Below are 12,614 nucleotides of genomic sequence, written 5' to 3'. Positions count from 1 at the left end.
CCATTGGGCCCACGGGTGAGCGGGACAAGAGGCCTTCGTCAGCGGCTGCCGGCGGGTCCACAATGGGCCCATGGACCGAACGACCCCCCTGGAACAGGCGCTGCACGTCGCCCGCGCACTCGTGCTCGCCGATCTCGCCGCCGGTGAGGTCGCCGATGCCGATGTCGTCTCCCTCGTCGAGGACTCGGTCACGCACCGCCGGTGGTGGGTGGAGCAGTGGCCGGAGGGCGTCGACTACCTGGCGGGGCTCGTCGCCCAGGACGTACAGGACTCGCTGCTGGAGAAGTACGGGCGCTGGCCGCTGTGCCCGGTGTGCAGCCATGGCGATCCGCACGCGCTGGACGTGGAGCCGGAGCTGGGACCCGATCCGCACTGGGTGTGCTCGGAGGCGGGCGTGCGCGTGGCCGCCGTCGGCGGCCTCGGCCCGGTCTTCGGCCTCAGGTGAGCCGCCGGTGACCGTCTACATCGACCCGCCGACCTGGCCGGGCCACGGCCGCATGTGGTCGCACCTGGTCAGCGACGTCTCGTACGAGGAGCTGCACGCCTTCGCGGCGGGCATCGGCTGCCCGCCACGGGCCTTCGAGCGGGACCACTACGACGTGCCCTCGTACCGCTACGCCGACGCCGTCGGGGCGGGCGCGGTGGAGGTCGGCAGCAAGGAACTCGTCCGCCGGCTCACCGCGGCCGGCCTGCGCCGCCCGAAGGGCCGGCCGGCGGCCTAGAAGGCTGATGAAGATGTTGGGTTGCGGCCCCGCCGCGGGCTACGGCTTCGGGGACGCCGGGGGCGTGGAGGGCGTGGAAGGGTTCGGGATCGGGTTCGGCTGGGCGGCTTCCGGGAGGGACCAGACGTGCTTCGGGGTCACGATGTTGGTGATCCTGTTGGCGATGAGGGAGCTGAGGCTGCCGTACTTCCCGTCGATGTCGCTGTTCACGATGATCACCAGGGTGGCGCGGTTCTGCGGGTGGCGGACGGCGATGGTCTCGTAGCCGGGCAGCTCGCCGTTGTGGCCGATCCAGCCCTTGATGGCGGCGATGCCGAGTCCGTAGCCCACGTCGGGGTGGCCGGTGGGCAGCATGCGCAGCCGCTGGGCCTGGGTGCCCGGCTCCAGCAGCCGGTCGCCGTCCGGGAGCCGGCCGCCGACCAGGGTCGGGACCCAGCCGTGCAGGTCGTCGATGGTGGAGATCATCGCGCCGGCCGCCCAGCCCCAGGACGGGTTCCACTGGGAGGCGTCGACGGTCGCGCCGTCCGGAGTGAAGTCCGTGTAGCCGTGCACGTACGGGCTGGTGATCTCGGCGCCGGTCGGCAGTGACGTCGCGTCCAGGCCGGCCGGTGCGAGGACGTGCTGCTCAAGGTAGGTGTGCAGCGGCTGGCCGCTGACCTTCTCCACGAGCAGCCCGAGCAGGATGGTGTTGGTGTTGGAGTACTCCCACCGCGCGCCCGGCGGGAAGTCCGCGGGGTGCCGGAAGGCGATGTCCAGCAGCTGCTGCGGGGTCCAGGCGCGGTACGGGTCGGCCTTGAAGGCGGCCGTCCAGCGCGGGTCCTCGGTGTAGTTGTAGAGACCGCTGCGCATCTCGGCGAGCTGCCGCACGGTGATGCGGTCGCCGCCGGGCACCCCGTCGAGGTACGTCGAGATCGGCGCGTCGAGGCGTACCTTCCCGTCGTCGACGAGCTGGAGGACGCCGGTGACGGTGAAGGTCTTGGTGACGCTGCCGATGCGGGTGTGCATGTCGGTCTTGATCGGGATGCCGGTGGTCTTGTCGGCGGTGCCGAAGGAGCGTACGTAGGCCTCGTCGCCGTCGATCCACAGGCCGACGCCGACACCGGGGATGCCGGCCTCGCGCATGGCCGCGGTGATCGCGTCGTCGAGCTTCTCGGCGATCACGTCGTCGATGCCGACCCGGGCCGGCGGTGCGGCGGCGGGGGCCTGGCCGGCGCACAGCGCCGTCAGCAGGAGGGAGGCGGCGGCCATGACGGTGGGCGTGCGGTACCGGCCCATGCGCGATCACCTCTGAGCCACGTCCCCGAGCGGTGTCCTGATCCCCGAGCCGACCTTCCCATCGTAGGAAGGCGGGTCGGGGGCGGCGACCGGGACCGGCGCCCGTGCAACGGGACGCCGGTGGCGGGGACGGTCCCAGAACTCAAGACACGGGGAGAAAGCACCACACCAAACCCCACCCCTCCCGCCCCGTGACGCACACTCACTCGCTTGAGTGAATATGCCCAACTTGGCTGGCTTCGGGGCGGGTTGCCTGATCTACGCTCAGCGCGACAGACCACACACCGCTGACATGCGTCGGCCCCCGCCGGGAGCGCAATCCCAGTGCGGGGGCCTGACCACCGAGGAAGTAGGCGCTTCCCAGATGGATACCCAGAACCCTAGCGTGCCCCCGCACGCCCCGTCCCGTGACGCCGAGGAAAACCACCCTTCCCGGGGCATTCGCGCGCCCCGCCGCTCCGGCGGCGGCGTCATCCACGAAAACTCCCGCCACACCGGCCGGTTCACCGTGATCGGCAACCACCTCGCCCAGCACGCCGAGCTGTCGCTGCTGGCCATCGGCCTGGCCGTGCACATCCAGTCCCTGCCCGGCGGTGCGCTCGTCGACATCAGGACCCTGGCGGCCCGGTTCCCCGAGGGGAAGACGCGGATCGCGACGGCCCTGCGCGAGCTGGAGGCCCACGGCTACCTGCGCCGTACCCGCGAGCGCACCGGCACCGGCCGCGTCGTCACCCGCACCGTCTCCTGCAACCAGCCGGGCCGGTCCGGCGACCCGGACGGGCCGTCGGCGCCGAAGCCACAGGCCCGGCGCCCCGCCCGCCGCCAGAACGAGCCGCCGCGCCGTGCCCTCCCCGACGTGCCGCAGCCCGCCTACCCGGCCCCCGACCTGCTCCGTTCCGCCGTCGAGGTCCTTGCCGGCCTGCACCGCGCGGACCCACGCCTGCTGCTGTCCGCCACGGATGTCGAGCACCTCGCCCCGGGGGTCGCGGCCTGGCTGGAGCGCGACCTGTCGCCGAGCGCCGTACGCCACGCCCTGGCGGACCGCCTGCCGGTGCCCCTGTACCGTCCGGCCGCCTTCCTGGCCCACCGCCTCGCGGCCCAGCTGCCGCCCGTGCCGCCGTTCAGCGCCCTGCCGCCACCGGACGTCGTCAGGCATCCGCTGCGGAACTGCGACGCCTGCGACCACGCCTTCCGCGGCCCCGAACCCGGCCGCTGCCGCGCCTGCACCGCGAAAACCCCCGAGCCCCACCCCTCCGGGTGAACCCCGGCCGAAACGGCCCGTTCCACACGGCACCGCGCCCTAGGTTCGTTGCAAGGCACAGCCAAGGCATATGCCGGAGGCAATTCCGTTATCCGTGCGGCCACTACCCCCAGGAATCCCGATGGTCAGCTCGCCCCACGAGGCGATGCACCGCATCTTCCAGGAGCACCCGGAGCTCTTCTCCCGGGTGTCGGAGGTGCTCGGCGTCGACTTCGCCCCACCCACGTCGTTCACCGTCATGCCCAACGACCTCACCGAGACCCAGCCCCTGGAGCGCCGCGTCGACACCCTGCTGCGGTTCGACACGGAGGGCGACGGGTCCTTCCTCCTCGCCGTCGAGGCCCAGGGCAAGAAGGACCCCGACAAGCCTGCCAGCTGGGCGTACTACGCCTCGTACCTGCTGACGAAATACCGGCTGCAGCCGATGCTGCTGGTCGTCTGCCAGGATCGCGCGACCGCCGAATGGGCCGCTCGTCCGGTCCGCTTCGGACCTCCGCAATGGCCGCTGCTCACCCTGTGCCCCCTGGTGGCGGGGCCGCACAACATGCCGCTGATCACCAGCCCCGCCGAAGTCCGGAAGGACCTGGCGCTGGCTACGCTGGCCGCGATCACCCACGCCACGCATCCGGATGTCGGGGCCATACTCAAAGCCATGACCCACGTGCTGCGGGACACACCCGCGGCGCTCGCGAACCCGGTCATCGAATTCATCGCACAAGGCATGGGTAAGCACCCGGCCGCAACACTCTGGAGGAAGCTGGTGGCCGTGGACCTTTCTTTCTACAAGTCGCCCCTCTCCGAAGAACTTCGGGCTGAGGGTGAGGCGCGGCGGGCTGCCGAGGACGTGCTGGCCGTGCTCGCGGAACGGGGCGTCGACGTTCCCGATGCGGTCCGGGAGCGGATCACCGGCTGCGGGGATGCCGAGATCCTGGGCCGCTGGCTTCGGCGGGCCGTGACCGCGCCCTCCGCCGAGGCGATCTTCGGGGGCGAGTAGCCCTGGGGGCGGTATGGCCGACCCCGGCCCGCCCGGCCGTGGACCTTTCTTTCTACAAGTCGCCCCTCTCCGAAGAACTCCGCGACGAAGGCCGGGCCGAGGGTGAGGCGCGGCGGGCTGCCCAGGACGTGCTGGCCGTGCTCGCGGAACGGGGCGTCGACGTTCCCGATGCGGTCCGGGAGCGGATCACCGGCTGCGGGGATGCCGAGATCCTGGGCCGCTGGCTCCGGCGGGCCGTGACCGCGCCCTCCGCCGAGGCGATCTTCGGGGGCGACTAGCGGGCGCCGTCAGGCGCGGGCGGGGGCCTCGGCGGGGGCGGGGGTGCCGCTCCCGGCGACAACGCGGGTCGCGCGCGGCGGCGTACGGCGGTCCAGGCGCAGGGCGGTCACGGCGAGGGCGATCGCGGTCACCGTCATGGCGGCGCCCGCCCAGGCGGTCGCGGAGAAGCCCAGGCCCGCGTCGATGACGGTACCGCCGAGCCAGGGGCCGCCGGTGTTGCCGAGGTTGAAGGCGGCCGTGGTGGTCGCCCCGGCCAGGGTCGGGGCGGCCCCGGCCACGTTGAACATGCGGGCGTTGAGCGCCGGGGCGGTGAAGAACGCCGAGACGCCCAGCAGGAAGGACAGCGCGACCGCGGCGACGGCGACCGGCGCCAGCAGCGCGAGCAGCGTCAGGAAGGCGGTGGAGGCGGTGATGCCCCAGATCATCACGCCGAACAGGTGCGCGTCGGCGACGCGCCCGCCGATCGTCGTGCCGACGAGCGCACCGATCCCGAACAGGCCCAGGACCCACGGGACCCAGCGGGAGTCCAGCCCGGCCACGTCCGTGAGCAGCGGAGACAGGTAGCTGAAGGCGCAGAAGACGCCGCCCGCGCCCAGTGCGGTGACGCCGATCGCGAGCCACACCTGGCGGTCGCCGTAGATGCGCAGCTCGCGGCGGAGCGTCGGCCTCTCGGCGGGCAGCGGGATCCGGGGGATCAGGACGAGGATGCCGACGAGGGCGACGGCAGAGGCCGCGGCGACCGACCAGAACGCGGAGCGCCAGCCCAGGTGCTCGCCGAGGAACGCGCCGGCCGGGACGCCGAGGACGTTGGCGATGGACAGGCCGCCGATCATCACGGCCATGGCGCGGGCGCGCTGGTCCTTGTCGACCATGGCGATGGCGACGGCCGCGCCGACGGCCCAGAAGCCGGCGCAGGCGAAGGCCGCGACGACGCGGGAGGCGAAGAGGAGCTCGTAGGAGGGGGCCAGCGCGCCCGCGACCTGCCCGAGGCCGAAGAGGCTGATGAGGGCGATGAGGGTGGTGCGGCGGGGGAGGCGCAGGGTGGCCACGGCCAGCAGGGGCGCGCCGATGACCATGCCGATCGCGAACGCGGAGATGAGCAGGCCCGCCTGCGGGATGCTGACGCCCATGTCGTCGGCGATCGGCGGCAGCAGTCCGGAGAGCATGAACTCGCTGGTGCCGAGTGCGAAGACGGACAGGCCGAGGACGTAGACGGCGACGGGCATGCGGGGGCGTGCGGTGGCTGCGGGCATGACTGTCATCAACCCGTGCGGACGCGATCGAATTCCGCCGTACGTGTCATTCGTGTGACGGCGGGGTCGAGGTCGGCAGGGAGGCCAGCTCGGCGGCGAGGTTGGCGCGGGCCGGGGCCTCCCAGTGCGCGGTGCCGTAGGGCGTGCGGAAGAGCCGCGGCAGGTCGAGGAGCTGGCGCAGTACGGCGGCGCGCCCGGCGCGGAAGGCGTCGTCGGGTACGAAGCCGTACTCGTCGCGGACGGCGGCGGCGTATACGGCGTACGCCTGCGCGGAGCCGGCCAGTACCGCCAGGTCCGCGTCGCAGAGCACTTCGCCGTCGGTGTCGCCGGGGGCGGGGTCGTGGGTGACGGTGAGCCGGACCAGGCGGGCCACCTCGGCGGTGCGCGCGGCGTCGACGCCCAGCTCGGGGAGGGCGCGCTCGGCGAGGGCGGCGCTGCGCTCCTCGTTCTCGGAGCGGTCGGGACGGTAGACGGCGTCGTGGAACCAGGCGGCGAGCCGGACGGCGGCGGCGTCGGCGGCGTACGGGGCCAGTACGTCGATCCGGGCGAGTACGTCGGCCAGGTGCGCGGTGGTGTGGTAGCGGCGCTGCGGCTCCGCCCAGGCGGCGAGGAGGCGGTCGGCGTAGGGCTCGGGATCGCGGTCGGCGGGGGCGCCGGCCTCGGCGACGGTGGCCCGCCAGCGGGCGCGGAGGTCCGTCGTGTCGGTGTGCGGGGTGCCTATGTCCATGCGCACATTGTGGGGGTGGCGTGATTGTGCTGGTGGAGCGCGGCCGGAGACACGTACCCTGGATATTGGACTAGACCTATTTGTGTGGCTTCTCGAAGGATGGGATCGAATGAGCAACCGTGCGCTCCTGGAGGTGATCGCCCTCGACGTGGAGGACGCGGTCGCGGCCCAGGCCGGTGGGGCCGACCGACTGGAGCTGGTCACCGACATGGCAGCCGACGGGCTCACCCCGGCGCGCGAGACGTTCGCGGCGATCCGGGCGGCGGTCGACATCCCGCTGCGCGTGATGATCCGCAAGGCGGAAGGCTTCGCCGCGGGCGACGTGTCCGTCCTGGCGGCGACGGCGCGGCAGCTGCGGGCGGAGGGGGCGCGGGAGTTCGTCCTGGGCTTCCTGAACGCCGACGGCAGCCCGGACCTGGCCGCCGTCGAGGCGGTCGTCGCGGAGCTGGACGGCTGCCCGTGGACCTTCCACCGGGCCATCGACCGCGCGGCGGACCGCGACCAGCTGCGCAAGGCGCTGGCAGACGTGCCCGGCCTGGACACCTACCTGACGGCGGGGTCGGCGGCCGGGGTCGACGACGGGATGGCGGTGCTGCTGGCGGAGGCGGGCCGGGGCGGCGAGCCGGGGTACGGGCCGCGAATCCTGGTGGGCGGCGGCCTGACGCTCGCCCACGTGCCGGTGCTGCGCGCGGGCGGTGTGGACGCCTTCCACATCGGCGGCGCGGCGCGTCCCGACGGCTGGCAGGGCCCGGTCTCGCCGACGGCCGTCGCGCAATGGCGCTCCGCACTGGACTGACCACTGCCCCGACCGGGCCACGTCCCCGCCTCACGGCGTCCACGGAACGGGCTCCCCGGCCCCGACGGGGCCACTTCCAGCCTCGCCGGCGTTTGAGGCGCGGGGTGCGGGGTCGCTCGCGGGCGGGGCGGCATCCGGTCGGCGGGGGCCGGGGCCACTTCCAGCCTCGCCGGCGTTTGAGGCGCGGGGTGCGGGGCGGAGCCCCGGGGCCCGGCCGGAGGCCGGGGTCGCTTGCGCGGCGGCGCGGGGCCGGGGCCGCGGCAGGGGTCAGGTCAGGGCATGGGGGAGGGGGGCGGAGTGGAGGGCCGTCAGGCCTGAGACGGCTCGGGTGAGGCAGACGTACAGGCGGCGCAGCCCGGTCCGCTCGTCCGGCTCGCCGTCGACGATCGCCGCCGGCTCGTCCAGGACCACGTAGTCGTACTCCAGGCCCTTCGCCAGCGACGCCGGGACCAGCGTCAGACGGGACTCCGCGGTCGTCTCCTCGCCGGGGGACAGGTACGGCAGGCCCGCCGCCAGCAGGGCTTCGGCCAGGGCGGGGATGCGGGCGTCCGCGGCGATCAGGCCGATCGAGCCCTCCTGGGCCAGGGACTCGCGGCAGGACCGGATCACCGCCGCCGTCAGGTCGTCCGTCTCGGTCACCCGGAGCGAGCCCGGGGTTTCTCGGACCGAGGAGACCGGGGCCAGGCCGGGGGAGATCGCCGGCAGCAGGCGGGAGGCGTAGGCGATCACCTCGCGCGGTACGCGGAAGCCCGCCGTCAGCTCCTCCAGCACCGCCTGCGGCTTGCCCAGGTGCGCCAGCGCCTCGTCCCAGCTGCGCGTCGCCCACGGTGTGGTGCCCTGCGCGAGGTCACCCAGGACCGTCGCCGAGCCGGTCGTGCAGCGCCGGCCCACCGCCCGGTACTGCATGGGGGAGAGGTCCTGCGCCTCGTCGAGCACGACGTGGCCGAGCGAGTGGGTGCGTTCCACCAGGTCGGCGGCCTCGTCGATGAGGACCAGGTCCGCCGCCGACCACTTCGCCGACTTCACGCTCCGGAACGGCTTGGGCCACAACAGGAGCTTCTGTTCGTCGGCCGTCAGGACGTCCTGCGCGTGGACGGCGAGGAAGTCCGGGTCGGAGAGCAGGCGCAGGACCAGCTTCGCCGGTTCGACGGGCGGCCAGATCTCCTTGACGGCCGCCTTCACGGCCGCGTTGCGCGCGACCGCGTCCTGAACGCGGTCGTCCGGGGCCTCGCCGGCCTGTTCCATCCGGACCAGGACGGCGTGCGCGATGCGCTGGGGGAGGGCGTCGCGGGCGGCGCCGTAGCGGATGTCGCGGTTCTGCAGCTCCTCGACCATCTCCTCCAGCTCGTACGCCGGCACGCGCCAGCGGCGCGAGCCGCGGACCACCATCAGCGGCTCGGTGGGGCGGGTGACGTGCGAGCGGACCGCGCGGCGCAGGACCTCCGCCATGCGGGCGTCGCCCTTGACGACGGCGGTCTCCGCCGGGTCGGTGCCGCGCACCTCCAGGCCCTCGCGGGCGACCAGGTCGTCGACGGTGGCCTGCTTGACCTCCAGCTCGCCCAGGGCCGGCAGGACCTGCTCGATGTAGTGGAGGAAGGAGCGGTTCGGGCCGATGACGAGGGTGCCGGTGCGGGCGAGGCGCTCGCGGTGCGCGTACAGCAGGTACGCCACCCGGTGCAGGCCGACGGCCGTCTTGCCGGTGCCGGGGCCTCCCTGTACGCAGACGGAGCCGGACAGGCCGGAGCGGACGATCTCGTCCTGCTCGGGCTGGATCGTCGCGACGATGTCGCGCATGGGGCCGACGCGCGGGCGCTCGATCTCCTGCTGGAGCAGCTTGCTGACCGCGGCCGCCTCGGCGGGGTCGGAGAGGTGCTCGTCCTCGTACGCGGTGAGTTCGCCGCCGGTGTAGCCGAAGCGGCGGCGCAGGGAGATGTCCTGCGGGTCCTTCTTGGAGGCCCGGTAGAACGGCTGGGAGACGGGCGCGCGCCAGTCGATGACCATCGGGTCGCCGTCGGCGTCGTGGACGTGGCGGCGGCCGATGTAGAACTGCTCGCCCTCCGCGCCCTCGGCCAGGTCGGCGCCGGGGGCATGGAGGTAGTCGAGGCGTCCGAAGAAGAGGGGCGTGTGGGCGAGGTCGGCGAGGGCCTTGATGCGGTCGTCGATCTGGGCCTGGAGGACGATCGCGTTGACCCAGTTCGCGGTGACGTCGCGGATGTCGAGGGCTTCGACGTCCTCGCGCATGGAGCGCAGGGCGGAACGCGAGGCGGCGAGGTGGGCCCGTTCGCGGCCGAGCGGGTCGGCGGCGGCCGGGGCCGCGGCGTCGGGGGCGGTGTCGGGGGCGTGCGCGGGCACGGGTCTGCCTCCAGCTGCTGGTACGGAACAGATGCCCCCGGTTTCCGTCCGGCGGGCGGCTCTCCCCGATGAGGCGGTGGGAGGCGGCAAGAGCGGAGATTGTAGCCAGCCGGGCGCGTCCGCGCGAACGGATTACCCGGCCGTGGATCCGCCCCGTGCGGGACCCCCGTACGGGTGTCGTACCCGGGAGTGTCAGACCTTCGGTAGGGGTACCCAGGGTCGGCATGCGACGGGAGGAGGAGGCGGGAAGCCCTGGGATTAGCCCCGCAGAGCGATGTGCATCGGGAGGCGGCGGCGCACCATGGATTCATGAGCACCGCAACCTTCACCCCGATCCAGGGCGGCCGCCCGAGCGGCGCCACCGCCCTTTCCGACTCCACTCCCCGTCACCGTCTCGGCAGCATGCTGCGCGCCGCGAAGGTGTTCGCGGCGGCCGCCGTGAGCGTCGTCGTGCTGGGCGAGTACGCCGAGGACGCGGGCGTCATACGCCGCTGACGGCGGCTCGCCGCTGCGAAGCCCCACCCGCCCTGCCGGGTGGTCCATCCGCGGCTTCGGACTCTCGCCGGGGTTGCCGCCGCGGCCGGTCAGTCGCCGGCCAGCAGCTCGTCGGCGTCCATGATCCGGTAGGCGTAGCCCTGCTCGGCGAGGAACCGCTGGCGGTGCGCCGCGAAGTCCTGGTCGATCGTGTCCCGGGCGACGACGGAGTAGAAGCGCGCCTCGTGGCCGTCCGCCTTCGGGCGCAGGACCCGGCCGAGGCGCTGCGCCTCCTCCTGGCGCGAACCGAAGGTGCCCGACACCTGGATGGCGACGGTGGCCTCCGGCAGGTCGATGGAGAAGTTCGCCACCTTCGAGACGACCAGCACGCTGATCTCGCCCTCGCGGAAGGCGTCGAAGAGCTTCTCGCGCTGCGCGTTGGAGGTCTCGCCCTTGATGACGGGCGCGTCCAGGTGCTCGCCGAGCTCGTCGAGCTGGTCGATGTACTGGCCGATGACGAGGGTCTGCTCGCCCTTGTGCTTGCGCACCAGCGCCTCGGTGACCTTCCGCTTCGTCGCCGTCGTCGCGCAGAAGCGGTACTTCTCCTCCGTCTCGGCGGTCGCGTACGCCAGCCGCTCCGACTCGGTCAGGTTGACGCGGACTTCCACGCAGTCGGCGGGCGCGATGTAGCCCTGCGCTTCGATCTCCTTCCACGGGGCGTCGAACCGCTTCGGCCCGATCAGCGAGAAGACGTCCGACTCCCGGCCGTCCTCGCGCACCAGCGTCGCCGTCAGGCCGAGCCGGCGCCGCGCCTGCAGGTCCGCGGTGAACTTGAAGACCGGCGCGGGCAGCAGGTGCACCTCGTCGTAGACGATCAGGCCCCAGTCCCGGGAGTCGAACAGCTCCAGGTGCGGGTAGACGCCCTTCCGCTTCGTCGTCAGCACCTGATAGGTGGCGATCGTGACCGGTCGGATCTCCTTGCGGGTGCCGGAGTACTCGCCGATCTCGTCCTCCGTCAGCGAGGTCCGCCTGACCAGCTCGTGCTTCCACTGCCGGGCCGACACGGTGTTCGTCACCAGGATCAGCGTCGTCGCCCTGGCCTTCGCCATCGCGCCCGCGCCGACCAGCGTCTTCCCGGCACCGCAGGGCAGCACGACCACGCCGGAGCCGCCGTGCCAGAAACCCTCGACGGCCTGCTGCTGGTAGGGGCGCAGCGCCCAGCCGTCCTCGGCCAGGTCGATCGGGTGCGCCTCGCCGTCGACGTACCCGGCGAGGTCCTCGGCCGGCCAGCCCAGCTTCAGCAGCGTCTGCTTGATCTGCCCGCGCTCGGAGGGGTGCACGGCCACGGTGTCGGGGTCGAGGCGCGCCCCGACCAGCGGGGTGATCTTCTTCGACCGCAGGATCTCCTCCAGCACCGGCCGGTCGGTGCTGGTCAGCACCAGGCCGTGCACGGGGTGCTTGGAGAGGGTGAGGCGGCCGTAGCGGGCCATGGTCTCGGCGACGTCGACGAGCAGCGCGTGCGGCACCGGGTAGCGGGAGTACTCCACGAGCGCGTCGACGACCTGCTCGGCGTCGTGCCCGGCGGCCCGGGCGTTCCACAGCCCGAGCGGGGTGATCCGGTAGGTGTGGATGTGCTCGGGCGCCCGCTCCAGCTCGGCGAACGGAGCGATGGCGCGGCGCGCCGCTCCGGCCAGCTCGTGGTCGACCTCAAGCAGGAGGGTTTTGTCGCTCTGGACGATAAGTGGACCATTCACGCGCGGCGCCCCGTTTCACTCAGGTCAAACCTCCAGTGTGCCGTACGGGGCGGAGGGTGGGAACACGGCGCCGCGGCGGGCCCGCCGCACGCTCAGCGGCCCAGACCTGCCAGCAGCAGGGCGAGGCCGCCCTGGAACTCCCGGTCGGGGGTGAGGGAGCGCGCGCCGCGGGCGGCCTCGGTCAGGTACGGGTACCGGTCCGCCGGGAGCGCGGCGATCGCCGTGGTGCCCGCGCCGGAGAGGGCGCCGAGGTGTTCCTGCTGGATCGCGCCGATCACGTAGGCGAGCAGGGCGCGCAGGGCGACGATCCGCTCCTCGGGGCCGAGGCCGGCTTCGCCCAGCACACCCAGGGCGGTCTCGCCCCAGCGCAGCACGCTCGGGGAGCGGTGGCGGTGGGTGAAGGTGAGCGGCAGTACGTCGGGGTGCGCGCCGACGGTCGCGCGCAGCCGGTCGACGAGGACGGTGATCCGCGCCTGCCAGGTGCCGGCGTCCGGCGGTGGCGGGGTGCTGTCGACGGCGCTGAGGACCAGTTCGACGACGAGGGCTTCGAGCTCCCCGCGGTCCTGGACGTACCGGTACAGCGCCATGGTGCTGATGCCGAGTTCGACGGCGACGGCGCGCATCGACAGCCCGGGCAGTCCCTCACGGTCGATCACGGCGAGGGCCGCGGCGGCGAGTTGGTCCTGGGTGAGCGAACGGGGGCGCGGCATGGTGTTGACAGCGTACG

At 73.2% G+C, this 12,614-nt stretch carries 12 protein-coding genes and 1 pseudogene; 7 read left to right on the top strand and 6 right to left on the bottom strand.

What is annotated here, in order from left to right; genetic code table 11:
- The first annotated feature begins 70 nt into the window (after positions 1-70).
- Together BSL84_RS14935 and BSL84_RS14930 are read left to right on the top strand one after the other, a co-directional pair.
- Positions 71-445, top strand: coding sequence for a hypothetical protein (locus BSL84_RS14935; protein ID WP_030037437.1), 375 nt, complete (start codon positions 71-73; stop codon positions 443-445).
- Between the two features lie 7 nt (positions 446-452).
- Positions 453-722 (top strand): DUF4031 domain-containing protein, encoded by a 270-nt coding sequence (locus BSL84_RS14930; RefSeq protein ID WP_030037438.1) that lies wholly within the window; start codon positions 453-455, stop codon positions 720-722.
- Positions 723-761: 39 nt separating this feature from the next.
- On the opposite strand, the gene BSL84_RS14925 is transcribed toward BSL84_RS14930, so the two are convergent.
- Positions 762-1,997 carry a serine hydrolase domain-containing protein gene (locus tag BSL84_RS14925; protein WP_075970523.1) on the bottom strand — a complete coding sequence of 412 codons (1,236 nt, stop codon included), beginning with the start codon at positions 1,995-1,997 and terminating at the stop codon, positions 762-764.
- Between the two features lie 364 nt (positions 1,998-2,361).
- Between BSL84_RS14925 and BSL84_RS14920 the strand changes: the two genes are divergently transcribed.
- The 3 genes and pseudogenes from BSL84_RS14920 to BSL84_RS14910 form a co-directional block, all read left to right on the top strand.
- The gene (locus BSL84_RS14920) at positions 2,362-3,258 is read left to right on the top strand and encodes a helix-turn-helix domain-containing protein (protein WP_030037441.1); all 897 of its coding nucleotides are present in this window, start codon (positions 2,362-2,364) and stop codon (positions 3,256-3,258) included.
- A 121-nt stretch (positions 3,259-3,379) separates the two neighbouring features.
- The gene (locus BSL84_RS14915; RefSeq protein ID WP_075970522.1) at positions 3,380-4,252 is read left to right on the top strand and encodes a hypothetical protein; all 873 of its coding nucleotides are present in this window, start codon (positions 3,380-3,382) and stop codon (positions 4,250-4,252) included.
- A gap of 35 nt (positions 4,253-4,287) precedes the next feature.
- Positions 4,288-4,530: pseudogene (locus BSL84_RS14910) on the top strand (hypothetical protein); the annotation flags it as partial.
- Between the two features lie 9 nt (positions 4,531-4,539).
- Here BSL84_RS14910 and BSL84_RS14905 read toward each other — a convergent pair.
- Both BSL84_RS14905 and BSL84_RS14900 read right to left on the bottom strand, forming a co-directional pair.
- Positions 4,540-5,757, bottom strand: a complete 1,218-nt coding sequence (locus tag BSL84_RS14905; protein ID WP_045323467.1) for a Cmx/CmrA family chloramphenicol efflux MFS transporter — start codon at positions 5,755-5,757, stop codon at positions 4,540-4,542.
- Positions 5,758-5,830: 73 nt separating this feature from the next.
- A complete protein-coding gene (locus BSL84_RS14900) occupies positions 5,831-6,511 on the bottom strand; it encodes a hypothetical protein (protein WP_030031677.1) in 681 nt (226 codons plus the stop codon).
- Between the two features lie 109 nt (positions 6,512-6,620).
- On the opposite strand from BSL84_RS14900, the gene BSL84_RS14895 reads away from it, so the two are divergent.
- A complete protein-coding gene (locus tag BSL84_RS14895) occupies positions 6,621-7,307 on the top strand; it encodes a copper homeostasis protein CutC (RefSeq protein ID WP_030031676.1) in 687 nt (228 codons plus the stop codon).
- A 267-nt stretch (positions 7,308-7,574) separates the two neighbouring features.
- Here BSL84_RS14895 and BSL84_RS14890 read toward each other — a convergent pair whose 3' ends face one another.
- Positions 7,575-9,548, bottom strand: a complete 1,974-nt coding sequence (locus BSL84_RS14890; protein ID WP_420711215.1) for a HelD family protein — start codon at positions 9,546-9,548, stop codon at positions 7,575-7,577.
- A 420-nt stretch (positions 9,549-9,968) separates the two neighbouring features.
- Here BSL84_RS14890 and BSL84_RS14885 point away from each other — a divergent pair, with 420 nt between their 5' ends.
- Positions 9,969-10,154: a hypothetical protein gene (locus BSL84_RS14885; protein ID WP_030029616.1), complete on the top strand. Its 186-nt coding sequence runs from the start codon at positions 9,969-9,971 to the stop codon at positions 10,152-10,154.
- A gap of 89 nt (positions 10,155-10,243) precedes the next feature.
- On the opposite strand, the gene BSL84_RS14880 is transcribed toward BSL84_RS14885, so the two are convergent.
- Both BSL84_RS14880 and BSL84_RS14875 read right to left on the bottom strand, forming a co-directional pair.
- Positions 10,244-11,887 carry a DNA repair helicase XPB gene (locus BSL84_RS14880; RefSeq protein WP_030029618.1) on the bottom strand — a complete coding sequence of 548 codons (1,644 nt, stop codon included), beginning with the start codon at positions 11,885-11,887 and terminating at the stop codon, positions 10,244-10,246.
- 92 nt (positions 11,888-11,979) lie between these two features.
- Positions 11,980-12,597: a TetR/AcrR family transcriptional regulator C-terminal domain-containing protein gene (locus BSL84_RS14875; RefSeq protein WP_075972102.1), complete on the bottom strand. Its 618-nt coding sequence runs from the start codon at positions 12,595-12,597 to the stop codon at positions 11,980-11,982.
- Positions 12,598-12,614: the final 17 nt, after the last annotated feature.

It is taken from the genome of Streptomyces sp. TN58 (assembly GCF_001941845.1).
GTDB lineage: Bacteria > Actinomycetota > Actinomycetes > Streptomycetales > Streptomycetaceae > Streptomyces.
The sequence above is the reverse complement of the archived record's forward strand: the minus strand, read 5'-3'. Positions and strand labels throughout refer to the sequence as shown.